Genomic DNA, 23581 nt, shown 5'->3' on the forward strand with positions numbered 1-23581 from the left:
CATAGCGAAAACGGGTAGTTGTGGTGGCGCCCCGTCCAAGAATCTTGAATGATTTCAAGGGTTGAGGCGTCCGCCTGGGTGCCGCACATTGCCTAACGTTTGTTTCTGCATGCCGCTTAGTCCGACTTGGCAAGTGCTTTCAGGATAAAGCCAATCTGCTCTCGCAAGCTCGCCTCGGTGTCTTCGCCGTGTTGGACGCAGTGCTCGATCAGAACCGGATGGAAGAACGGCATGAACGCGGTCTTGACCGCGCGCGCCGCCTCTGCCGGGTCGCTGACCTTGAATTCGCCCGCTCCAATGCCCTCGCGGATGATCGCCTCGAAGATCGTGACCATCCACTCAATATGACCTTTGACGATCTCCCGGTCCTCCCGCATGACCGCGACAATCATGTCGTGCATGTGCTTCTGCTCGATCAGTGTCGCCTTGCCATGATTGTGAATTGCGATCAAAAGCCGACTGATTTTTTCCGACGCCGTGGCGTTCGTACGTGCGATCGCAAAGGCGATATCGGCAGCCTCGTCCAGGATCCGCTTGCAGATGAACCCGTTGATCGCATCCCTAGAGGGAAAGAAACGGTAGACATTTGCCCGGCTCATGCCGAGGTCTGAGGCGATGTCGTACATCGACGTCCTATGGGAGCCGATGCGGCGAAAGTGCTTCTCCGCTACCTCAAGAATGCGCGCGCGCACCGAGTCGAGATCAGTTCGCACTCGGATCGGGTGATTCATTGATCTCTCCGGGACTGATCAATCGGATCTGCAAGACTTGCCCGTCGAGCATCTGGAAGCGGGCACGATCGTCCCGCCCGCAAGGCAAGTCCTTTGGGCGGGCCTCGACCCCATTTCATCCGGCACGAGTCCTATTCCGCGGCCATTGCCAGCCGCAGTTGCGGTTCTGGCTCTTGCGTTGGGGCGGCCTCATGGTTCTCGTCCGCGGTCGGCTTGATCCGGAACCACGCGGTATAGAGCGCGGGAAGGAAGAGTAGGATCAATACCGTGCCAACCGCCGTGCCCCCGATCAGCGTATAGGCCATCGATCCCCAGAAGACGGAGTGCGTGAGGGGTATGAAGGCCAGCACTGCGGCAAGCGCGGTTAGGATCACGGGCCGCGCGCGCTGCACTGTGGCCTCGATGACGGCGTGATAGGCGTCGAGGCCTGCGGCGCGGTTTTCCTTGATCTGTTCGGTCAGGATCAGCGTGTTGCGCATCAGGATGCCGGCCAATCCTATCAGGCCCAGAATGGCGTTGAAGCCAAAGGGCTGGTGGAAGACGAGCAACATCGGCACGACGCCGACGAGGCCAAGCGGCCCCGTTAGCACGACCATGAACATCGTCGAGAAGGATCGCACTTGGAGCATGATGACGATCAGCATGGCGGCGATCATGGCCGGGAAGATCTTGCCCAACGCGGTGTTGGCTTTTTCAGCCTCCTCGATCGATCCGCCCATTTCGATGCTATAGCCAGCCGGAAGGGATGCGATCAGCGGCTGAAGGGCTTTCACGACCTGTTTTGAGACCTCCGGAGGCTGGGTCGCTTCGTTGATGTCGGAGCGGATTGTGATAACGGGCGTGCGGTCGCGGCGCTTCAGGATCGGCTCTTCAGGACGGATTTCGGAATGGCCGATCTGGTCGAGCGGAATCTGCCGGCCGTCGCGGCTCATCAATGAGAAATCCGCCAGGCGCGCCGGATCCAGCCGCTCGCCGCCGGCGCTGCGCGCCACGATAGGGACATTGCGGATGTCCTCGCGGACCTGCGTGACCGGGATGCCGGTAAGGAGGAATTGCAGCTGCTGAGCCACCTCGGTCGGCGACAGGCCGATGAGGCTCAATCTATCCTGGTCCGGGACGAAGCGAAGCACGGGCGTGCGATTGCCCCAGTCGCGGTTGGCCTGCCGCACGTCCGGGACGCCCCGCATGATGCCGAGGGCCTTCTCGGAGATACTGTAGAGTTGCGCAGGATCAGGTCCCATGACCCGGAACTCGACTGGGAACGGCGTGTAGGGGCCGAACACGAGCTGCGTGACGCGCACATTGGCTTCCGGCGCGAGGCCCTGTGCCACCGCCTCTCGAAGCCGGTGCTTCAATTCCTCGCGCGCCTCGGCATTCGGGGTCAGAACGACGATCTTGGCAAAGGCGGGATCGGGCAGCTCAGGCGCCATCGCGAAGAAGAAGCGCGGGGCGCCCTGACCGACATAGCTCGTGACGATCTTGGCTTCGGGCTGTCCGTCCAGCCAGTGCTCGAGCTTCTCGACCGTGGCGGTCGTCGTCTCGATGCTGGTGCCTTCCGGCAGGCGAACCTCCACCAGCACTTCCGGGCGGTCGGATGTGGGGAAGAACTGCTGCTTGATGGCACCCATGCCGACAACGGAGAGCGTGAAAGCGATGCCGACAATACCGGAGGTCACGAACTTGTGGCGCACGGCAAAAGTGATGAGCCGCCTCAGGCGCCGATAGTTAGGCGTGTCGTAGATCGCGTGGTGACCGCCTTCGATCGGTTTGATGGCGGGCAGCATCTTGACGCCGAGATAGGGCGTGAAGACCACGGCGACGATCCAGGAGACGATGAGGGCGAAACCCACAACCCAGAAGATGTTGCCAGCGTATTCGCCGGCCGTCGAGCGAGCGAAGCCCACCGGCAGGAAGCCGGCTATCGTGACCAGCGTTCCCGACAGCATCGGCGCCGCCGTGTGGCTCCAGGCATAGGCCGCCGCCTTGATACGGTCCATGCCCTCTTCCATCTTCACCACCATCACCTCGATCGCGATGATGGCGTCGTCGACGAGAAGACCGAGCGCCAGGATGAGCGCGCCGAGCGTGATGCGATCGAAGAACCGTCCCGTCTCCAGCATAATGAGGAACACGGCGGCAAGCGTCAGGGGGACGGCGGCCGCCACGACGATGCCGACCCGCCAGCCCATGCTCAGCAGGCTGATCAGCAGCACGACGCCCAGCGCCATCGCGAACTTCATCATGAACTCGTCGACGGCCGAGGTAATGTTGACCGCTTGGTCTGACACCTTGTCGAGCGTCATCCCGAGCGGCAATGTCCGTACGATGGCCGCCGTCCTGTCCTCCAGCGCCTTGCCGAGTGCGCGACCATCCCAGCCCTCCTGCATAACGGCCGCGAGCATGATCGTGGGCTCACCCTGGCGCCGGATGAGATACGTGGGAGGATCTTCATAGCCGCGGCGGACCTCGGCGATGTCGGAAAGTTTGAGCGTCCGCCCGGAGGCAACGATCGGCGTGTCGGCGATCGTCTGGACACTGTCATAGGCGCCATTGACCCTGATGAAGACCTGCGGCCCGTCAGTGTCGATCGAGCCCGCCGGGGTGACAGTGTTCTGCCGCTGCAAGGCGGCAATGATATCCTGGGCCGACACGCCGAGCGTAGCCAGCCTGGCGTAGGAGAACTCGACGAAAATCTGCTCGGGACGTTCACCGAGGATGTTGATCTTCTTGACGCCGGGCACGTGCAAGAGGTCCTGGCGGATCGCCTCGGCCTGCCTGGCCAGCTCACGCATCGGCATGCCTTTGGCCTTGAGCGCATAAAGAGCGAAGCTGACATCCGAGTACTCATCGTTGATGAAGGGCCCGTAGACGCCGGGCGGCAGGTTGCGGGCTTCATCCCCGAGCTTCTTGCGGGCCTGGTAGAACTCTTCCTGCACGGCGGATGGCGGCGTGCTGTCCTTCAGCGTGACCGTCATATACGCATAGCCCGGCCGCGTAGTCGTCTCCACCCGGTCGTACCAGGTCAGCTCCTGAAGCCGCTTCTCCAAGGGTTCGGCGACGAGGTCCTGCATCTCGCGCGCTGTCGCGCCTGGCCATGTCGTCGTGACGGTCAGGGTCTTGATGGTAAAGTTGGGGTCCTCCGCTCGGCCGAGCATAAGGAAGGCGTAGGCGCCGGCAGCCACCAGCAGGAGGATGAAGAACAGAGTGACGGCCCGTTCGCGAACGGCGAGCGCTGAAAGATTGAGGGTCATCCTCAGTTGCTCCCGATTTCAGAGGCAGTCCTCACGCGAGCACCCTCTTGCAGGAGATGAGCGCCGAGCGACACGATGGGAACACTGGAGCTTAGTCCGGAGATCACAGCGGTTTCGCTGGCTACACGAACAAGCTGGACGGGTTGAAAGTGCACGGTCGACGTGCCCTTGTCCAAGACCCAAACGCCAGTCTTCCGGCCGTCGTCGAGCACGGCTCCCAACGGCACCTGGACCTCAGGCTGACTCGCCTGGGTTGCAACCCGAATGGTCACCGTCGCGCCAAGCGGTGCCGCCGCAGCCTCACCGTCAAGCACGTAGCGGGCCTCATAGGTGCGGGTCTGGGTATCGGCGGAGTTGGATAATTGTCGCAGATGTGCCGCATGGCGGTGCTCATCGCCACCATACACGCTGGCCTCGGCCGCCGAGCCGATCGCCGGCCTGATCGTTTCGGGAAGTGATACCACCGCTTCGCGGGGGCCGGCCTGGGCGATCCGGACCACTGTCTGGCCGGCGGAGACGACCTGACCCGGCTCACCGAGCGTATCGACCACCGTTCCATCGGCGTCCGCCACCAGGACTGCGTATGTCGCTTCGTTCTCCGCGACCTTCGCTTCCGCTTCGGCGGCGGCGAGCTGGGCCGTAGCGGTATCCAGCGCGGTCTTGGCCTGTTCGTATCGCTGCGGAGTTGCAGCCAATCCGTCTTTCACCAAAGCCGCATAGCGTTTCTCGTCTGCTGCCGCCTGGATTAGGACAGCGTGTGCCGCGGCGACTGCGTTGCGCTTTGCCGTGAGCGCAAGTTGTAGATCGGTCTCGTCGATCCGCATGAGCGGCTGTCCAGCCTTGACCTGATCGCCAGCATCCACGAGGCGCTGGACAATCTTGCCGGGCACGCGAAAACCAAGGTTGCTCTGCACTCGCGCCGCGACAATGCCGGTAAAACTGCGCGCAGAGCCGGTGACTTGCTCTCCCGTCACCAGTCTGACGATCGGAGGTTCCTGCCTCGGGTCGGCAGCGACGGCGGCTGCCTGCGTGCGGTCAGAAAGTGTCACGAATGCCAGTGCCGCTGATCCTGCGATCAGGATACTGCCCAGCACAATTAGGGATCTCTTTTTCATGCCCATCGCCTCACGTCAAAATAGATTGCATTCACACTCTATAACTGGTATAGATTACGAATGCAATCTAAAAAAGGAGATCGATGATGCGCGTGAGTCGCACTCAGGCCGCGGAAAACCGCGAGACGGTGATCGATGTGGCAAGCCGCCTTTTCCGGAAGCATGGCTTTGACGGCATCGGCCTTAAGGATCTGATGAAGGGCGCCGGGCTGACCCAAGGCGCCTTTTACAAGCAATTCGCATCAAAGGAGGACTTGGAGGCGCTGGCGTCCAGGCGGGCACTGGAGCACGCATCGCGTCGATGGTCGGACGCGGCCGCGAAAAATCCCAAGGACCCGCTTGGTGCAGTGATCGAGTTCTACCTCAGCGCCGGACATCGCGAAGAAAGGATGGACGGCTGCCCGGTCGTGGCGCTGGGCTCGGATGCAGCCAGGCAGGGCAGCGACGTAAAAGCATCCTTCGAAGCCGGGATCAGGGAATATCTCGAACTGCTCGATGGATGGGTTGGCGATGCCCACGGCGAGGATCCCGATGGAAAGGCCATGGCCGTCCTCTCGACGATGGTCGGTGCGGTCGTCCTTTCACGGGCCGTCAACGACAAGCAACTGTCGAAGCAGTTTCTGCAAGCCGCAGCCGAGAGCGTGCTGCAGCGATCATCGTCCAGCAATGCTCAGGAAGAGCCGCCCCTATGACGGTGGTTTCTCCAAGCGGGATGCACAGCGCCACAGCTTCTATCCACCTCTTTAGGCAGATGGGTAAGCGGCAATCCAACGTCCGTCAGGATTGTGCCAGCGCGTGGGGCAGAGCCTCGCGGCGCAAGCGATTTGATAGGTGAGTATATGCGACGCATAGTCGTTACAGGCATGGGAGCGGTCACGCCGCTTGCTGCAAACGTCGAGGCAACCTGGACGCGGCTCGTGAGCGGTCGCTCGGGCATCGCGAGGCTTGCGGACGAGGTCGTGGGAGAGTTGCCCGCAAAGGTCGGCGGCGTGGTTCCCTCCCTGGAAGACGATCCCGAGGCCGGCCTCGATGCCAATGCCTTCGTGGCTCCGAAGGACCAGCGCAGAATCGACCGATTCATTCTTTTCGCGTTGGCCGCGGCGGAAGAGGCGCTTGCCCAGGCGAGATGGGAGCCGAGTTCGGAGAGCGATCGGGTTCGCACCGCAACGATCATCGCTTCAGGTGTCGGAGGTTTTCCGGCCATCACGGAGGCGGTGCGGACAGTCGACCAGCGCGGAGTACGGCGTCTTTCACCATTCACGGTCCCATCCTTTCTGGTCAACATGGCGGCCGGCCACATCTCGATTCGCTACGGATTCAAGGGGGCGCTCGGCGCGCCTGTGACGGCCTGTGCGGCAGGTATCCAAGCAATCGGCGATGCCGCCCGCCTCATCCGGGCCGATGACGCGGATGTCGCCGTGTGCGGTGGCACCGAAGCTTGCATGAACGTGGTCAGTCTGGGCGGCTTTGCGGCGGCACGCTCGCTTTCGACCTCCTACAATCATCGCCCCGACCAGGCCTCTCGTCCGTTCGACATGTCACGGGACGGCTTCGTCATGGGCGAAGGCGCTGGCATCCTGGTCATCGAGGAGTTGAGCCATGCACTGGCGCGCGGCGCGGAACCGCTCGCCGAGGTCGTCGGCTACGGCACGACGGCGGATGCGTATCACGTCACTTCAGGTCCCGAGGACGGCGATGGCGCGCGCCGAGCTATGGAGATTGCAATCGCTCAGGCAGGGATTTCGGCGCGCGAGGTCCGTCATCTCAATGCCCATGCAACCTCCACGCCGGTGGGCGACCTTGGTGAGATCGAAGCGATCAAGAGCGTGTTCGGGCACGATTTCGGGATAGCCGTCAGCGGAACGAAGTCGGCGACAGGCCACCTGCTCGGCGCCGCCGGCGGGCTTGGCGCGATCTTCACGATCCTTGCGCTCAGGGATCAGGTGGCACCGCCCACCCTCAATTTGAACGCGCCTGATCCAGCGGGCGAAGGGATCGACTTCGTCGCGAACCGGGCCAGGTCAATGGAGATGGAGTACGCGATCTCCAACGGTTTTGGCTTCGGAGGGGTCAACGCCAGCGCTCTATTCCGGCGCTGGGAAGGTGCCCGGCGTGACCGCCGAAGCCCTCGATGATCGACGCCTTTGCTTCGGTCTTTCTGCCTCTTCTCACTCTAATCCAACTCAAAGAAAGTGATTTCCATGAACAAGATCAATCCCGGCGTTGCCATCGTCACAGGGGCATCCTCGGGCATCGGACATGCAACGGCCAATGCCCTGCAGAGCGCTGGTTTTCGTGTGTTCGGCACCAGCCGTCGCGCGATCGCTGGAAAAAGCGACGGCGTGACGATGCTGACCTGCGACGTGACCGATGACACATCCGTGTCACAGCTGGTCGACGATGTGCTGGCCGAAACCGGGCGCATCGACCTGCTTGTCAACAATGCCGGTATGGGCCTGTTTGGCGCGGCCGAGGAATCCTCGACTGTTCAAGCTCAGGCGCTGTTCGACGTGAACGTCTTTGGCGTTTTCCGCATGACAAACGCAGTCCTGCCGACGATGCGACGTCAGAACGAGGGCCGGATCGTCAATGTGAGTTCGGTGCAGGGGTTCATCCCCGCTCCCTATTTCGCGCTTTACGCCTCGACCAAACACGCAATTGAGGGCTACTCCGAATCGCTCGACCACGAAGTGCGCCCGTTCGGAATTCGAGTGGCATTGGTCGAGCCCGCCTATACCCGCACGTCATTCGAAGAAAGCCTCGCCACCCCGGATCAATTGCTCGATATCTACAACTCATCGCGGGCCGGCATGAAAGCGGCGGTTCGGAAAGCGATGGAAAAGGGTGATACGCCCGAGGTGGTGGCCAAGACAGTTCTGGCGGCTGCGACCGACCCAGACCCGAAGCGGCGCTACACGGCGGGAAAAACGGCTCGCCAGGTCAGCTTCCTGCGCCGTTTCGTTCCCGCCTCAGCGTTCGACAAAAGCCTTCGAAAGCAACTTGGCCTGCCGGTCTGATTCGACGGAGCAGGAACCGTCGATCTGATAGGTGGGGGGAAAAGCGGTAGCGCTCTCCCGCTACCAGTCCACCGACAGATGGGCCGGTGCCGAATGTTGAAGCGGAGAGAACGGTCCTCCGCCACCACCGCTAACAACACCTAGGCTTCCGAAGCCTCTCGCTGCTACCCACCAGTTGCCGCGGATCGAGCGCCTCACAGACGCCACCGGAAACCAATGCGCCTTGCGACGCTGTAAAAACGAGCGGCACGGGATACAATTGCCGGAGCGAATGCGTCCTCGGGATGGCTCAAATGTCCTCCGTCGATTCTCTCGCCGCGAGACTATTGTCGGCGACATTGATGTTCGATCGTGCGTCGTTGCTGGCGCTCGAGGCTTTGGCCGCCGAATCCGACCGTCTAGTCCTAAGGCGCGGTGAGGTCCTGGTTCGCGAAGGCGATCCATCGGACAGGTTCTTCGTCGTGCTGTCCGGTCGCTTTACGGTACACAAAGGAGATCGGATTGGCTCGGTCGCCGAGATCGCACAGGGCGAACTGGTCGGCGAAATTGGTTTCTTTGCAGGCCTGCCCCGTACGGCCACTGTCCTTGCAGCGCGCGATTCGATCGTCCTTGAAATCAGTCGCAATCATTTCGAGAAGGCGGCCGAGGCTCTGCCGAACCTGAGAGAGGCGGTCACAACATCTCTGGCGCGCCGGTTCGCCACGCAATCTCCGATTTTGTCACGTCAGAAACCTGCCAAGATCCGAACGCTTGCCATCATCGCAGCCGGCGGAAGCCGCATCTCACCGGTTTTCATCGGGCACCTACAGCAAGAGTTCGGTGCGCTCACGCACGCTCAGTTCGTTTCCCGGCATGACGTCCACGCGAGGTTCGCGGGTCGTCCGATCGACGACCAGCCGGTCCTTAACTGGTTGAACGAACTCGAGGCGCAAGCTGAATTCGTTGTCTACGTCGCCGATGAAGAACCTAATGAATGGACACGAGTCTGCATTCGCCAGGCCGATACCGTCCTGCTTGTAGCGAACGCATCCTCCTCGCCTCGCTTGAACACGGCCGAGGAATTGGCGCTATCGGTCCATCCACCATCGACCGGTCGGCTTGTCCTAATTCACGACAATCGCTCGGCTGCGGTCTACGGGACCTCTGCGTGGCTCGATGAGCGTCCCCATGTCGGCCAGCATCATCATGTTGCGCTGGAGGACGCGTCTGATATCCAGCGCCTGGTCCGATTTATTTCCTGCAAGGCCCGTGGCTTCGTGGCGGCGGGGGGTGGGTCCCTGGGCAGCGCCCATCTGGGCGTCTACAAGGCCTTCGTCGAGGCGGGCGCGCGCTTCGACTATCTCGGCGGGACGAGTTCCGGAGCCGCGATGATGGCCGGCTTCGCAAGAGGGTTGGACGCGGAGCAGATCGACCGCGGCACGCACAACGTATTTGTTAAGAGCAGGGCGTTTCGGCGCCCCACCTTGCCGCGTTTCGCGCTTCTAGATCACAAAGCCTTCGATCGAGCCCTTCGGGAAGAATACGGCGACGTCCTGATCGAAGATCTTTGGCTTCCGTTCTTTGCGCTTTCGACCAATCTGAGCAGCCGTCAGCCCCATGTCCACCGTCGTGGGAAACTCTGGCAAGCCGTTCGGGCATCCGGCTCGCTCCCGGGTGTCCTGCCGCCGTTCTTTACGGCTGACGGCGATATGCTGGTGGACGGCGCCATCATGAACAATTTGCCGCTGGAACAGATGAGGGAACTCAAGACCGGCCCCAATGTGATCGTGAGCTTTGGGTCCAATGGACCGCAAAAATACCACGTCGACTATGACCGCATCCCCGGAAGATCGGAACTGGCGGTCGCCCTGCTGAACCCTTTCGGCCGTGCCCGCCTGCCGCAGGTTCCGAGCATGCTTCAGGTTATTGCCGCGAGTATGCTGGCACACGGGCCGCAGGACATTGCCGTCGGCGACGAGGATGTCTTGGTCTGTCCGCAGGTCTCGAGCACCTTCATGGATTGGAGTCGGCATTCCGAGCTGTTTTCGGACGCCCACGGCCGCACGGCGCAATGGATCGAGGAACGTCTCCGCCAGTACGACTCAGGCCTCCGGGCGATGCTAGGTAACGCACATACTTAGCGCATCACCACTAGACTTTGCGCCTTCCGTTGCTGCCCTGCATCGCGGTCCCCATTGCCGAACTTACCGGCCCGGCGACTGAGCGATCATGTTGCAGTCGGCTGTGCGGTCGGAACGCGTCGTGTAGGCGGCGTGGATCACCTGACCCATGTTCATGGAAATTTCACGCACCAGCTTTAGCCGGACCGCGGTAGCGAACATGGCGGCCTCGGTGACGCCGATCGCAAATGCGTCTGGTCCGCCAATGACGCAGCGTTCGAAATAGGATTGCAGATAGGAACGGTCGTAGATCGCAAACCCGCCGGCCCAGCCGATGCGGGGCAGTGCGATCGGCAACCCGTTGATCGTCACGCCTTCCGCCAGAAGGACCTGCCGGATGGGATCAAGCGGCGCTCCGGCATTGTTGGGTCCATCGCCGGATACGTCAACAACCCTGCGCGGGCTTCGCAAGCCACTCTTCGCGAACAGATCATGCGCCGCCCACAATGCGCCGGAGATCGACGTTCCGCGACCTACGGTCAACGGCAGCGCCGCGAGCCTGTCTGCCAAGATCAGGGCGTCCTCGCGGCCTTCAACAATTGTCCACGGCATGATGACTGTTTGCTGGTCTGGCCCTGCCCACTCCAGATAAAGCACTGCAATTCTGCCCCGCTCTCCCGACTTGATGGCGGTCGCGATGTCTGCGTGGCGGAAGGCGCTGACGTAGCCGTCGCGTTGCACTCGTTGCTCAACGTTGCTCATCGAGGGCGAAACGTCCACGGCCAGGATCAATTGCAGATCGACTTCGGCCAGGTGGTCAGCGGGACGGTCGGTCGCGAGAGCCTGCGACGCCATAGCGAAGAGCAGAAAGCAGACGGCCGTGAGCCGCAGCACCGGTCTTGCACCCGCACATCGAGCAATCCGCACAAGGTCGTCCATGGCGAGCCTCTCGCTGACATGCAATTGTCGGTCCGAGGCGTCCTGCGCGTCACGAACAGCTTCCGATCATTCGCCGAAATCTGCGCTCCGCGCCCGTCGGATGGTGATGACGCTTCGCAGTCCGTGCTAATATCGAAGCATTGGACTGCGGCTTCGTGCGTGAGGAAACCGGCTTGGATAGCTCGCCGCCCACGACGTTCGTACTCAACGGCATTACCGCCGACGTGAGCAGCGAGACCTTGCGCGACAAGTCCAACAGGACCATCGCACTTCGCCAGCAGACCTTTGCGGTGCTTCGTCACCTTCTGGCGAACGCGGATCGCGTCGTCACCAAAGACGACCTGATGAGGGCGGTCTGGAACGGGATAGCCGTCACCGACGACAGCCTGGTGCAATGCATTCACGAGATCCGTGCGGCGCTCAACGACAGCCGGCAGACCGTCGTGCAGACAGTGCCGAGGCGCGGCTACAGGCTGGTCCTTCCCGCAAATGCCGGACCGAGGATGGCGACCATCCTGGCAGCCGAATTGGCCTCCGAGAGCCGGCCGACAGTCAAGTGGATTTCCGCCGCATCTCTCCGGGAGTACCGGCAGATCATCGATCGGCTGCTGGTCCAACATGCGGGTCGCGCGTTCTGGAACGGCGAAGGGAGCCTGGTCGCCGAGTTTGCCGGCCCTGTCGAGGCGATGCGGTGTGCGAGCGAGATCCAGCATGAGGTCGACAGGCGGGACTGCGAAGTTCCCGAGACAAAGCGCCTGCGCTTCCGCATCGGCGTCCACCTGGGTTATGTCGTCGCCGAGGGGGACCACCTCGCGGGCGAGGCCGTCGATGTCGCCGCGCATCTGCAAATTCTGTCCCGACCGGGTGGGATTTGCGTCACCGAAGCGGTCCACGCCCAGGCGCAAGACCGGCTCTCGCTGGAATTCGTCGATCTCGGCGAGCACAAGCTGAAGAGTGTCGCGCGCGCCTTGCGCATCTACCGCGTACCCCTTGCTTCGGAGGAACCGGTCAAGTCGCCATTTCGCGGCCTCGATGCCTTCGAATTCGAAGATGCCGACCTGTTCTTCGGCCGGGCGCGGGCGATTGCTGCCTGCACCGCAAGATTGGAGCAGCAGGCAGCCAGCGGCACGGCATTCCTGCTCATTTACGGGATGAGCGGTTGCGGCAAGTCTTCCCTGCTGCGCGCCGGCCTGATGCCGTCTTTGACGCGGCCTGGGGCCGTGGCGGGCATATCCCTGTGGCGCCGCTGCCTGATCCGCCTCTCAGAAGGGCCGGATGCGTTCGCTGTGCTGGCTGCGGCACTGCTTGGCGAAGCTGCTGTGCCGGAACTGTCCCGCGAAGTAACAGCCGCGGAGCTGGCGCTGCTCTGCAGGAACGCTCCGGATCGGGCGCTGGCGATGATCCGGCAGGCACTTGGCAGGGCTGGCGGATCGGCCCGCTCGCAGATCAGATTGCTGGTTGCCATCGATCAGCTCGAGGAGCTGTTCACCACGCAGAAGCAACCGGCGACGCGCGAGGCCCTTGTGCGGTTCATGGCGGTGCTGGCCGCGAGCGGACTGGTCTGGGTGATCGCGGCGATCCGTTCGGACTTCTTTCACCGCTGCGGCGAGGTGCCGGGCTTCTCGGCGCTCAAGGACGGTCTCGCCAGCTACGAACTCCTGCCGCCGACCGGCCCGGAGATCGCGCAGATCATCCGCGAGCCCGCGGGCGTTGCCGGGCTCCGCTTCGAGCAGAATGCCGAGTTGGGGCGGCTCGATGATGTGCTGCAGGAGGCAGCCGCTGCCGATCCCGGATCATTGCCGCTTCTCGAGTTTGTGCTCGACGCGTTGTACGAGGCCGGTCGCGAGCGCCGGCTCCTCACCTTTGCGCATTATCGCGCGCTCGGCGGGCTCGAAGGCGCAATCGCGCGCCGCGCCGATGAAGTCGTAGACCTGCTGGCGCCCAAGATCCAGGAGGCCTTGCCCGCGGTGCTGGGCGCCCTCACCACGGCAAATCCGGGCGATGAAACGGTGACGGCGCGTCCTGCCCTGCTCACCGAAGTTGCAGGCACTCCCGCGCGATCGGCCCTCGTCAGGGCCCTGATCGACGCACGGCTTCTCGTCAGCGATGAGGACGCCGCAGGCCATGTCGTCGTCCGCGTAGCACATGAAGCACTGCTGAGCCGTTGGCCGCGCGCCGGTGACATTGTGAACGCAAACCGGAACTTCCTCGAGACACGCGACCGCCTCAGGGCCGACGCTCACCGTTGGCACCTGGAGAACAGGAATCGAGAGCTTCTCCTTCCGTCCGGCAAACGTCTCGCGGAGGGCGAAGAGCTAATGCTGTCAAGACGCGAGGAGGTCGACGATGCCGTCCTCGAATACATCGAGGCGTCCTTGCGTGCCCATCGGCAGAAAGAGGAGAAGGATCGGCACGCGGAGCTGGCGCTGATCGAGGCCGCCGAAGAGGCAAAACGCGAGCGCCTGGAGCGCGAGGCCGAGCGCCGGAGCCTCGCGGCTGTCGCAGCAAACCGGCTCGCCCGACGGACGCGCAATGCCGCGATCGTGGCGATCGCGCTCGCTCTCATGGCGGGCGCAGGCGCGCTGGTCGCCTTCAAAGCGCGGGAAGAGGCAAGGGGCCAACGCGATCAGGCGCTGCGCAATCAGTCTCTTTCGCTCTCGTTTCTTTCGGAGCAGTCCGCGTCGAGAGGCAACACCGAGGCTGCGATCCTGTTGGCGCTCGAAGCACTGTCCTCGAAAGACCAGCCCAAGCGGCCCTATCTCTTCGAGGCTGAGACAGCCCTCTACAAGGCTCTGCTGGCGCACCGACAGATCAAAATCTTCCGGCATGGGGCCGGCGTGACGGATGCGGCATTCAATCCGGCCGGCGATCGCATCGTCACCGCATCCCACGACAAGACTGCAGCCGTCTGGGACATCTCCAGCGGCGCCGAAACCGCAGTTCTAAAAGGACATGAAGAGGCCCTGGAGAGGGCTGAATTCAGCCCGGATGGGAGCCGTATCCTGACGGCCGCGAGGGATGGCACTGCACGCCTTTGGGAGGCCACATCGGGAGAACAGCTCTTCATCCTGCGGCCTGTAAGCAACTATCCGACGGCAATCTTCAGCCCGGATGGCACCCGGGTGCTGACGGCGGGGGAGAACAGCGATGCAACGCTCTGGGATGCTCGGACCGGAAAGAAAGTCCTAGGTGTAAGGAGCGACGCATATACGCGTGCTGCTTTCAGTTCAGACGGCCGCAGCTTCGCGACGGCAGGCAGGCATTTTGTTTCGATCTGGAATAGCGCAGACGGCGCGCTGACGCGGTCAATCCGAGTGACCTCCTGGCCCTACAGCCTGGCGTTCAGCCCGGACGGAAGCCGGATGCTGGCCGGCCCGTGGGGTTGGCATTCACACCGCGACACTTCCAGCCTTTTCGATGTGTCGAAAGGAACGGAGATCGCAAAGTTGGCCGGCAGCAAGAGCGACACGCAATTGAACGGCGTGATTTTCAGTCACGGGGGTCAGCGAATCGCCACTGTATCCCTCGATGGCACTGCCCGGATTTGGGATGGAGTGTTGGGAACGCTGGATGATGTGCTCGGCCAGGAGGTTTCGGGATTGAAGGCAGACATCGACACGGATGAACGTGATGTGGAGATGACCGGTGCTTTCACCCCGGACGACCGCTTCCTGGCGACCGCCTCGGTCAATGGGCCGATCCGCATCTGGGACGTTGAACGCGCCTCGTTGGTGACGACGATCGCCGGCCATGAATCTTTGGTCGAGCATCTGGAATTCAGCCCGGTTGACAGCAACATTCTTCTCACTGCTTCACATGATGGCACCGCTCGGCTGTGGGATGTCGACGGCGCCCTCACGACCGCGCTCTCGCATGAATACCGGCCGACTTTCGCGGTCTTCAGTCCCGACAATGTCCACCTGCTGACCGGCGGCGGCGACAGCGCGGCGCACCTGTGGGATGTCGTGAGCGGGCGCGAGACAATCCGGCTCGATACACATGAGATCGTTCAAAGCGCGACGTTCAGCCTAGATGGAAGGCGCGTCGCGACGGCATCGCTTGAGGGCCAGGTCCGAATTTGGGATGTGGCCACGGGTTCGGAGACCGCCCAGTTCCGATCACATGGCGGCCTGATCCAGATCCAGTTTGGTCGCGATGGCAAATCGCTTCTCTGCGCATCGATGAACGGCACCGCGCAGCTGTGGGACGCGGCGAACGGCACTAAGCTGGCCGTCATCAATACAAGCAGCAATCTGCCGCAGGCCATTCTTAGTCCCGACGGAAATCTGATCCTCTCGGCCAGGGAAGACAATGCGGGCCACCTGCTGACGACGGGCGGAGCCGAGCTCAGGGTTCTTGTGGGGCATCAGGATCGCATCACGGCAGCGGCCTTCAGCCCGGACGGTCAACTCGTCGCCACAGGCTCACTCGACCACACGGCTCGCATTTGGTCGACCGCGGACGGAGCAAACGTCGGAACGCTAGTGGGACACACCGGCGCGCTAACGGTCCTCGCCTTCAGCCCCGACGGTCAGTCGCTGCTGACCGGCTCGCGCGATGGAACCGTCCGCATCTGGGGGGTCGCTGGCGGACTGGAAAGGGCCGTTCTAAGGGGCCACAGCGGCGCCGTCGACAGCGCCCAGTTCAGTCCCAACGGTTTGTATGTCGTGACCGCGTCCTCGAAAGATCGCACGGTGCGGCTATGGGCGACGCAATCGGGGCGCCAAATTGCCGTCCTTGGCAGCCACGACGAAGCAACCGTTCTACTGGGCTTTACACGCGCAGCTTTCAGTTCCGACGGCACCCGCGTCGCAATTGTTGCCGGCGAAAAAAGTGTCCCTATCGTTCGTGTCTTCCAGGCGCCCAAGGACCTCATCGACTTCGCCCGGCGCACCGTGCCTCGCGAGCTCACCGCTTGCGAGCGGCGAAGCTTCTTCCTGCCTGCGGACCCTGCAACCGGCACCTGTCCGGGCTGATGTCGGCAACGGGCCAGATGTTGCCGCTTGAGTCGAGAGTAGCTGCCTACAGATTGCCGATGCAGAGATATTTGATTTCCAGATAGTCGTCCGCGCCGTGGCGGGAGCCTTCGCGGCCGAGGCCGGACTGCTTGATGCCGCCGAACGGCGCCGCTTCGCTGGATATCAGGCCGGTGTTGATCCCGACCATGCCGTATTCCAGCGCCTCGGCCACCCGCCAGACCTTCTTCAGGTCGCCTGCGAAGAAATACGCCGCAAGTCCGAATTCGGTGTCGTTCGCCTGCGCGATCACGTCCTCGACTGTGTCGAAACGGAAGAGCGGCGCGACCGGACCGAAGGTCTCCTCGCGCGCCACCTGCATGCCGCTTGTGACGCCCGTCAGCACAGTCGGCGAGAAGAACGTGCCGGCGCCTTTGATGCGCTTGCCGCCGGTCAGCACCTTGGCACCCTTCGATACCGCGTCCTCGACATGGCTCTCGACCTTCGCCAAGCCCTTGTCGTCGATCAGCGGGCCGACCATCACGCCTGCCTCGAAGCCGTCGCCGACCGGCATCGCCGCCACCTTTGCCGCGAGCCTGGCGGCGAAGGCGTCATAGACGCCGGACTGGACGTAGAGGCGGTTGGCGCAGACGCAGGTCTGGCCGGCATTGCGGTACTTGGAGGCGAGCGCGCCTTCGACCGCGGCGTCGAGATCGGCATCGTCGAAGACGATGAACGGCGCATTGCCGCCGAGCTCGAGGCTGACCTTCTTGATCTGGTCGGCGCACTGGCGCATCAGGATGCGGCCGACCTCGGTCGAGCCGGTGAAGCTGATCTTGCGCACCTTGTCGTTACCGCACAATTCCTTGCCGATGGCCGGACCGTCTTCGCCGACGATGACGTTGAAGACGCCCGCCGGCACGCCGGCCTGCTCGGCAAGGACGGCCAGCGCCAGCGCCGAAAGCGGCGTCTGCTCGGCGGGCTTCGAGACGACCGTGCAGCCGACGGCGAGCGCCGGCGCGACCTTGCGGGCGATCATCGCGGCGGGAAAGTTCCACGGCGTGATCGTGCCGACGACGCCGACGGGCTGCTTGATGACCATCATGCGCTTGTCATTCGACGGCGCCGGGATCGTCTCGCCATAGATGCGCTTGGCTTCTTCGGCATACCACTCGACATAGGCGGCGGCGTAGAGGATCTCGCCGCGCGCCTCGGCGAAGGGCTTGCCCATTTCGGCGGTCAGGATGGCCGCTAGCTCATCGGCGTTGGCGACCATCAGCTCGTGCCATTTGCGCAGGATCGCGGCGCGCTCCTTGGCCGGCCGCGCCGCCCAGGCCGGCTGCGCGGCATGGGCGGCGGTGATCGCATCCCGCGTCTCGGCGGCACCCATGTCGGGCAGTGACGCCAGCACTTCGCCGGTTGCCGGGTTCAGCACGTCGAAGGTCCTGCTCGCGTCTCCCGCGGTCCAGACGCCGTCGATGTAGCCGGTGTCGCGCAGGAAGCGCGACGAGAAGGAAACATGCTTGGTCAACGCGGTCGTGAAGGCCATGTGATCTGCTCCGGAAAATGGACGGGGGCTCCGGCTAGTTGCCGGCGCTTGCTTCGAGGATCGCGCTCTCCAGAATGTCGAGCGCCTCGCCGAAGACGCTGTCCTGGATGGTGATCGGGGCGAGGAAGCGGATGACGTTGCCATGCACGCCGCAGGTCAGCAGGATCAGGCCCTTATCGAGCGCGATCAGCCGCACCTTGTTGGCGAACTCGGCGCTCGGCAGCTTCGTCGTCCTGTCGTTGAACTCGACCGCGTTCATGAAGCCCGGACCGCGGATATCGACGATCTGCGGCGCCTTCTCGCGCAGCGATTCCAGGCGCTGCTTGAGCCGGTTGCCGAGCTGGTTGGCGCGGCCGCAGAGATCCTCGTCCTCGATGACGTCGAGCACGGCATGGGCGGCCGCGACGCCGATCGGGCTGCCGCCATAGGTGCCGCCCAGCCCGCCCGGTCCCGGTGCGTCCATGATTTCCGCTCGGCCGGTGACGGCGGCGAGTGGGAAACCGCCGGCGAGGCTCTTGGCCATCGTCACCAGGTCGGGCGCCACGGCATGATGATCCATCGCAAACATCTTGCCGGTGCGGGCAAAGCCAGTCTGCACCTCATCGGCAATCAGCAGGATGCCGTGCTGGTCGCACAGTTCGCGCAGCGCTTTCATCAGCGACGCCGGCGCCGGATAGAAGCCACCCTCGCCCTGCACCGGCTCGATGATGATCGCGGCGACGCGCTGCGGATCGACATCGGCGGCAAACAGCTTCTTCAGCGCCGCCAGCGACTGTTCGGAGGTCACGCCATGGAGATCGATCGGAAACGGCACGTGGAAGACATCGCCCGGCATCGCGCCGAAGCCGACCTTGTAGGGCACGACCTTGCCGGTCAGCGCCATGCCCATGAAGGTGCGGCCATGGAAGCCGCCGCCGAAGGCGATGACAGCGGAGCGGCCGGTCGCGGCGCGGGCGATCTTGACGGCGTTCTCGACAGCTTCGGCGCCGGTCGTGACGAAGATCGTCTTCTTGGCGAAATCGCCCGGCGTCAGCGCGTTGAGCCGCTCGGCCAGGCGCACATAGCTCTCATAGGGAACGACCTGGTGGCAGGTGTGGGTGAAATGATCGAGCTGATCCTTCACCGCCGCGATCACGCGCGGATGGCGATGGCCGGTGTTGAGCACGGCGATGCCCGCGGCGAAATCGATGTAGCGGCGGCCCTCCTTGTCCCAGATTTCAGCGTTCTCGGCACGCTCGGCATAGATCTGCGTGGTCATGCCGACGCCGCGGGAAATCGCTGCATTCTTGCGGTCAGTGAGGGTGGTCGCGGCCATCATGCGCTCCTGCGCTCTGGGGTGGGATTTTGATATCTTGCATAATTTCTGCAAGGCATGTACAAACTTCCTACATTTTTTCTGCAAGAATGCAAGCGGTGTTTTCGGCTTCAAACCGCCGCCGTTTTCGGCGATGGTCCTGAACAGGGCTGAGAGACAACCAACCGGGAATATTCGGCTCATGAGCAATGCCACGCCGGTACGCTACAAGGTGGCGGAGGCGGCGAAATCGGCCGGCGTCTCTGCCTCGACGCTGCGCCTCTGGGAAAGCCAGGGGCTCGTGGTGCCGGGACGGTCGGAGACCGGCCACCGGCAATACAGCGCCGAGGATGTGGCGCGGCTGCAGAAGATCGCCTGGTATCGGACCGAGCGCGGCCTCAACCCGGCGGCCATCCGCGAGGCGCTGGAAAGCGAGGCGCCGTCCGACAGTCCCGACGCCACGGATGCGTCCGACCTCGGCCGCAGGCTCCGCAGCCTTCGCCACGGCGCCGGCAAGACGCTGGACCAGATTGCCGCCGATATCGGCATTGCCGCCTCCACGCTCTCCACGCTGGAGCGGACATCCCAGGGCGTCAGCTTCAAGACCCTGCACGACCTGGCGCAGTATTACGGCACCACCGTTTCACGCCTTTCCGGCGAGGAGCGGGACGACGTGCCGGCGCTCGTGCGCGCCGGCGCCTGGCGCACATGGCCGGAAACCACGCCGGGCGTGACGGTGCAGCTTCTCGCCGAGGGCCGCACGATGATGGACTGCCACCGTTTCGTCCTGGCGCCGGGCGCCGCCAGCGAAGGCGCCTACCGCCACGAAGGCGAGGAATTCATGCACGTGCTGTCCGGACGCCTGGAACTGGTGCTCGATGCCGACCAGTTCTTCGATCTCGGCCCGGGCGATTCCTTGTATTTCGAGAGCCGCCGCTACCACTCCTGGCGCAATCGCCACGACGGCGAAACCGTCCTGCTCTGGATCAACACCCCGCCGACCTTCTGACCGTGACGGGTGGTCCCATCGGCCGCCCGGACTCCTGAAAAACGGCAGGACTTTGGGCACCGCCACCTCTTCCCGGAGATCGACTCGGCGGCGAGTTTCATACCACCTCGATACACGCCTTGGATGAAACAAAGAATCCGGTCGTTGCAGATAGTTTTAGTAAAAATTGACGAGTTAACTAACGATTAACGAATTGCTTAACTTTCTGCGGGTTTTACCTAGAATATTCGAAGGTGGAATACTTCTCGAATGCGCAGGGCAATGGAACAGTCACAGGGAGATTTTGAGGGGTCTGCGTCCGGTGCGGGTGGCGCGGCCGCCGCGCGGCGGGAAGCAGCATCCCTTCCGGAAGGCCTTTCGACCTTTCCGACCGTTTTGATCGGCGGGCTGCCGATCACTGTGATCGACAGGCAGGACGCGGCCCATCTGATGGTCGCGGCGGCGCGGGGACACCTTTCCGGCAGCCGCCCCTATTATTTCACCTCTGCCAATGGGGACGTCATCGCCCAGACGCGCGTCAATGCGGAAACCGCCGGACTCTTTCGCGAAGCCGACCAGATCTTCGCCGACGGTCAGCCGCTTGTTTTCGCCTCGCGCCTGTTGTGCAGGGTGCAATTGCCGGAACGCGTCGCCACGACCGACCTTTTTCACGATGTGGCCAGGCTCGCCGAGCGCGAGGGCACTACATTCTACCTGCTCGGCTCGACGGAGGCCGAGAACCGCAGCGCCGTCGCCGGAATGAGGGCCAGATATCCCGGCCTGCGCATCGTCGGCAATTGCCACGGCTACCTCGCCGGCGAAGCGCTTGAGAAGAAGCTCGACGAGATCAACGCGCTCGCGCCCGACATATTGTGGCTCGGCCTCGGCGTTCCGCGCGAGCAGATCTTCGTGCGCGACTTTGCCTCGCGGCTTTCGAATGTCGGCGTCATCAAGACGTCGGGCGGGCTTTTCGACCATCTTGCCGGCAAAGTGCGGCGGGCGCCGCACTGGGTGCAGAAGGCCGGCTTCGAATGGCTGTGGCGCGTACTGATGGAGCCGCGCCGGCTTTTCTGGCGCTATTTCACAACCAGCCCCCAGGCCATCTACGCCATCTTGAGGTATTCCAAATGACCGCCGATCAGTCCCGCCCTCCGCTGCCGGCGGGCATCGATACGGAGATCGTCATCGTCGGCGGCGGGCTGTCCGGCACGCTTGCGGCCAACGTGCTCGGCCGCGCCGGCTATCAGGTCACGCTGATCGATCGCTATGCCGTCTTCCCCCGGGAATTCCGCGTCGAGAAGATCGCCGGCGACCAGATCGAAAAGTTGCGCCGGATCGGCTTGCTCGACAGGCTCGCCGGCGCTGCCGTCGCATTCGATGAGATCGTCAACATCCGCAAGGGGCGCCTTCTCGACCGCACGCACGCGCGCCACTACGGCATCTTCTACGACGATCTTGTCAACGCCATGCGGGCGGCATTGCCCGAAAACGTCCGCTTCATCGCCGGCCGGGTCAACGCTCTGGAGGCAGGCGCCGAGCGCCAGCGCGTGTCGATCCTGGGCCAGGGCGACGTCACCGCCAGGCTGCTCGTGCTGGCCACCGGTATGGGCGACATCCTGAAGCGCGACCTCGGCATCGAACGCAGGTTCGTCCACCAGCGGCAGTCGCTGACCTTCGGCTTCAACCTTCGCCCGGCGGGAGCGGGCGCCTTCCGGCATTCCGCGCTCACCTACTATGGCGAGCGGACCTCGGACGGCATCGACTATCTCAACCTGTTCCCGGCCGCCGACGTCACGCGCGCCAATCTGTTTGTCTTCAGGGATCATCGCGACCCCTGGGTGAAGGCGCTGCGCGAACAGCCGAAGGAAACGCTGATCGACACGCTGCCGGGGCTGGTCAAGGCATTCGGCGATTTCGAGGTGATGGATAAGGTCGAGAGTTGGCTGACCGACATCACCGTCGCCGAGAATTGCGTGAAGGACGGCGTCGTCCTGATCGGCGATGCCTATCAGACATCCTGTCCGGCCGCGGGAACGGGCGTCAGCCGTCTGCTCACCGACGTCGAGCGCCTGTGCAAGGCGCATGTGCCGCAATGGCTGGCCTCCCCCGGCATGGCGGCCGCGAAAATCGCGGCTTTCTACGGCGATCCCGCCAAGCTGGCGATGGATGCGCACGGATTGCAGCTGGCGGATTTCCGCCGCCGCCTGACCATCGAGAACGATCTGCGCTGGCGCGCGCGCCGGCATCTCCACTTCAGCCGCCGCCGCATCATGCATGGGATCAACAGGCTGAGCCCCGGTTTCGCCGCAAGGCTGCGCGGCCTCAAGAGGCCGAGGCTCGAAGCGGCGACCTAGAGCGGCTGATCTCCACAGCGGAAGCCGCTCCAACATCCATCTCGTTTGTACCGCTGGTCGACCAGGCGCGACGCGCTTCAGGTTTTTCGAACCTCAGGGCTGAACTCCTCGTCCACGGGAACCGGCGCCGCGATCGCGCGATCGGGCGCGGCCTTCTTGCCGTGCAGCACGCGCCGCGCCAGCGCCTTCGCCGCCGGCAGTTTCTCCACCGTCAAATGCGCCGCGTAGCCGAGCGGGCTTCCCGCCCGGAAGATCTGCCACATCGGCGACGGGCGGCCGCCGAAGATGCGCTTGTAGGGCTCGTCGCCGATGGTGAAGTCGAGGGAGTGGTCGCCGCGCTCGATGCAATCGCGCGCGATCTGTTCGAACAGCAGGCTGCCTATCGACTGCTTCCTGTAGCTGGCTTCGTCGAAGCCGCCGAGGATGACGAGAAGCGAGCCATTATGCGCAAGCCCAAGCGCGCCGGCGATCGCCCTGTCGTTCATCCAGAACGTGTAGGTGCGCGCGAAACCGCCACATCCTTCCGCCGCGACGGCAAGATAGAAGTCGAAATAGGACGGCTGCTGCAGCAGGTCGGCGGGGCCGTTGCTGCCGTCGAAGCGCTTGCCGCGATAGACCTTGAGCGCGTCGAATGTGGTACGGATGGCGTCGATGCTCTCGGCGCACTTGAAGCGCGCCTCCCCCAACCGGCCGAGCTGCCGGGATTTCTTGTCGAGTTCCTTGCGGTAGGACTGGTCGAGCTGATGCTCGCGCCAGGCGGAAAATGTCGGCTCCAGCTTGCTGGAATAGGCGCTCATGCCCATGCTTTCGCGCTTCTCAATGCCGAACAGGCGCTCGATGGCGAGCGAGCGATCCGCCAGCTTGCCGATGCGCAGCAGATCATAGGGCCGCAGGAGCCTGCGGATCGAGGCGACGACGCGGCTGTCCGCCAGGATGCGCGACAAGGTCTCCTCGTCGGTGACCGGGGACACATAGTCGGAAACGCGCATGTCGGCGAATTCCACGACTTTGAGCAGCGTGTACCGGCGCCTGACCAGCGGCAGGACCATGGCGAGCTTGCCGCCCTGCCGGCTGCGCACGACGATGATCAGCGGTGTGGCGGAGCTTTGCCGGACGATCCGCTCATAGAGCTGCGCCAGCCATATCGGGTGCTGAAAGGCCGTCGCCGCCGAGCTGGCGAACAGCTCGGCATATTCCGTCGAGCGGAAGTCGAAGGAATCCTCGGCAGTGACTTCAAACATATGTATCCGAACCGGCAGACTGCGGCCCGATCTATCGACGACGTCTTG

At 63.4% G+C, this 23581-nt stretch carries 15 protein-coding genes; 8 read left to right on the top strand and 7 right to left on the bottom strand.

Features of this window, described 5'->3' with window-relative positions; translation table 11 throughout:
- Positions 1–116 precede the first annotated feature (116 nt).
- The 3 genes from EN857_RS07055 to EN857_RS07065 all read right to left on the bottom strand — a co-directional run bounded on the left by EN857_RS07055 (position 117) and on the right by EN857_RS07065 (position 5097).
- Positions 117–731: a TetR family transcriptional regulator gene (locus EN857_RS07055; RefSeq protein ID WP_127391250.1), complete on the bottom strand. Its 615-nt coding sequence runs from the start codon at positions 729–731 to the stop codon at positions 117–119.
- A gap of 131 nt (positions 732–862) precedes the next feature.
- Entirely contained in the window at positions 863–3982 is a 3120-nt protein-coding gene (locus EN857_RS07060) for an efflux RND transporter permease subunit (protein WP_127391249.1), read from the bottom strand.
- A gap of 2 nt (positions 3983–3984) precedes the next feature.
- A complete protein-coding gene (locus tag EN857_RS07065; protein WP_127391248.1) occupies positions 3985–5097 on the bottom strand; it encodes an efflux RND transporter periplasmic adaptor subunit in 1113 nt (370 codons plus the stop codon).
- 86 nt (positions 5098–5183) lie between these two features.
- On the opposite strand from EN857_RS07065, the gene EN857_RS07070 reads away from it, so the two are divergent.
- From EN857_RS07070 to EN857_RS07085, 4 genes are all read left to right on the top strand, one after another.
- On the top strand, positions 5184–5789 hold the full coding sequence (locus EN857_RS07070; RefSeq protein WP_127391253.1) for a TetR/AcrR family transcriptional regulator: 606 nt from the start codon (positions 5184–5186) through the stop codon (positions 5787–5789).
- A gap of 147 nt (positions 5790–5936) precedes the next feature.
- Entirely contained in the window at positions 5937–7232 is a 1296-nt protein-coding gene (fabF, locus tag EN857_RS07075; RefSeq protein ID WP_127391247.1) for a beta-ketoacyl-ACP synthase II, read from the top strand.
- 66 nt (positions 7233–7298) lie between these two features.
- Entirely contained in the window at positions 7299–8114 is an 816-nt protein-coding gene (locus EN857_RS07080; protein ID WP_127391246.1) for an oxidoreductase, read from the top strand.
- A 293-nt stretch (positions 8115–8407) separates the two neighbouring features.
- A complete protein-coding gene (locus EN857_RS07085) occupies positions 8408–10234 on the top strand; it encodes a patatin-like phospholipase family protein (protein WP_189521637.1) in 1827 nt (608 codons plus the stop codon).
- 63 nt (positions 10235–10297) lie between these two features.
- On the opposite strand, the gene EN857_RS07090 is transcribed toward EN857_RS07085, so the two are convergent.
- Positions 10298–11152, bottom strand: a complete 855-nt coding sequence (locus EN857_RS07090; RefSeq protein ID WP_127308872.1) for a DUF1194 domain-containing protein — start codon at positions 11150–11152, stop codon at positions 10298–10300.
- 155 nt (positions 11153–11307) lie between these two features.
- On the opposite strand from EN857_RS07090, the gene EN857_RS07095 reads away from it, so the two are divergent.
- The gene (locus tag EN857_RS07095) at positions 11308–16128 is read left to right on the top strand and encodes a winged helix-turn-helix domain-containing protein (protein WP_127391243.1); all 4821 of its coding nucleotides are present in this window, start codon (positions 11308–11310) and stop codon (positions 16126–16128) included.
- Positions 16129–16174: 46 nt separating this feature from the next.
- Here the strand turns inward: EN857_RS07095 and EN857_RS07100 are convergent, their stop codons facing one another.
- Positions 16175–17656, bottom strand: a complete 1482-nt coding sequence (locus EN857_RS07100) for an NAD-dependent succinate-semialdehyde dehydrogenase (protein WP_135858249.1) — start codon at positions 17654–17656, stop codon at positions 16175–16177.
- A 34-nt stretch (positions 17657–17690) separates the two neighbouring features.
- A complete protein-coding gene (locus tag EN857_RS07105; protein ID WP_127308877.1) occupies positions 17691–18971 on the bottom strand; it encodes a 4-aminobutyrate--2-oxoglutarate transaminase in 1281 nt (426 codons plus the stop codon).
- Positions 18972–19152: 181 nt separating this feature from the next.
- Between EN857_RS07105 and EN857_RS07110 the strand changes: the two genes are divergently transcribed.
- From EN857_RS07110 to EN857_RS07120, 3 genes are all read left to right on the top strand, one after another.
- Positions 19153–19959: a MerR family transcriptional regulator gene (locus EN857_RS07110; protein WP_127308869.1), complete on the top strand. Its 807-nt coding sequence runs from the start codon at positions 19153–19155 to the stop codon at positions 19957–19959.
- A 399-nt stretch (positions 19960–20358) separates the two neighbouring features.
- The gene (locus tag EN857_RS07115) at positions 20359–21069 is read left to right on the top strand and encodes a WecB/TagA/CpsF family glycosyltransferase (protein WP_245511277.1); all 711 of its coding nucleotides are present in this window, start codon (positions 20359–20361) and stop codon (positions 21067–21069) included.
- Positions 21066–22292 carry an NAD(P)/FAD-dependent oxidoreductase gene (locus tag EN857_RS07120; protein WP_127393560.1) on the top strand — a complete coding sequence of 409 codons (1227 nt, stop codon included), beginning with the start codon at positions 21066–21068 and terminating at the stop codon, positions 22290–22292. Before EN857_RS07115 ends, EN857_RS07120 begins: the two co-directional genes overlap by 4 nt.
- Positions 22293–22369: 77 nt before the next feature.
- On the opposite strand, the gene EN857_RS07125 is transcribed toward EN857_RS07120, so the two are convergent.
- On the bottom strand, positions 22370–23533 hold the full coding sequence (locus EN857_RS07125) for a GNAT family N-acetyltransferase (protein WP_245493240.1): 1164 nt from the start codon (positions 23531–23533) through the stop codon (positions 22370–22372).
- Between the last annotated feature and the right edge of the window lie 48 nt (positions 23534–23581).

The organism is Mesorhizobium sp. M4B.F.Ca.ET.214.01.1.1 (assembly GCF_004791545.1).
GTDB classification, from domain to species: Bacteria; Pseudomonadota; Alphaproteobacteria; order Rhizobiales; family Rhizobiaceae; genus Mesorhizobium; species Mesorhizobium abyssinicae.

What these genes read in the sequence shown, in the direction of transcription:
- EN857_RS07120 (WP_127393560.1), top strand. Translation starts at nt 21,066, where the DNA reads ATGACCGCCGATCAGTCCCGCCCTCCGCTGCCGGCGGGCATCGATACG.
- EN857_RS07110 (WP_127308869.1), top strand. Translation starts at nt 19,153, where the DNA reads ATGAGCAATGCCACGCCGGTACGCTACAAGGTGGCGGAGGCGGCGAAA.
- fabF (WP_127391247.1), top strand. Translation starts at nt 5,937, where the DNA reads ATGCGACGCATAGTCGTTACAGGCATGGGAGCGGTCACGCCGCTTGCT.
- EN857_RS07065 (WP_127391248.1), bottom strand. Translation starts at nt 5,097, where the DNA reads ATGAAAAAGAGATCCCTAATTGTGCTGGGCAGTATCCTGATCGCAGGA.
- EN857_RS07080 (WP_127391246.1), top strand. Translation starts at nt 7,299, where the DNA reads ATGAACAAGATCAATCCCGGCGTTGCCATCGTCACAGGGGCATCCTCG.
- EN857_RS07105 (WP_127308877.1), bottom strand. Translation starts at nt 18,971, where the DNA reads ATGGCCGCGACCACCCTCACTGACCGCAAGAATGCAGCGATTTCCCGC.
- EN857_RS07055 (WP_127391250.1), bottom strand. Translation starts at nt 731, where the DNA reads ATGAATCACCCGATCCGAGTGCGAACTGATCTCGACTCGGTGCGCGCG.
- EN857_RS07090 (WP_127308872.1), bottom strand. Translation starts at nt 11,152, where the DNA reads ATGGACGACCTTGTGCGGATTGCTCGATGTGCGGGTGCAAGACCGGTG.
- EN857_RS07060 (WP_127391249.1), bottom strand. Translation starts at nt 3,982, where the DNA reads ATGACCCTCAATCTTTCAGCGCTCGCCGTTCGCGAACGGGCCGTCACT.
- EN857_RS07100 (WP_135858249.1), bottom strand. Translation starts at nt 17,656, where the DNA reads ATGGCCTTCACGACCGCGTTGACCAAGCATGTTTCCTTCTCGTCGCGC.
- EN857_RS07085 (WP_189521637.1), top strand. Translation starts at nt 8,408, where the DNA reads ATGTCCTCCGTCGATTCTCTCGCCGCGAGACTATTGTCGGCGACATTG.
- EN857_RS07070 (WP_127391253.1), top strand. Translation starts at nt 5,184, where the DNA reads ATGCGCGTGAGTCGCACTCAGGCCGCGGAAAACCGCGAGACGGTGATC.
- EN857_RS07125 (WP_245493240.1), bottom strand. Translation starts at nt 23,533, where the DNA reads ATGTTTGAAGTCACTGCCGAGGATTCCTTCGACTTCCGCTCGACGGAA.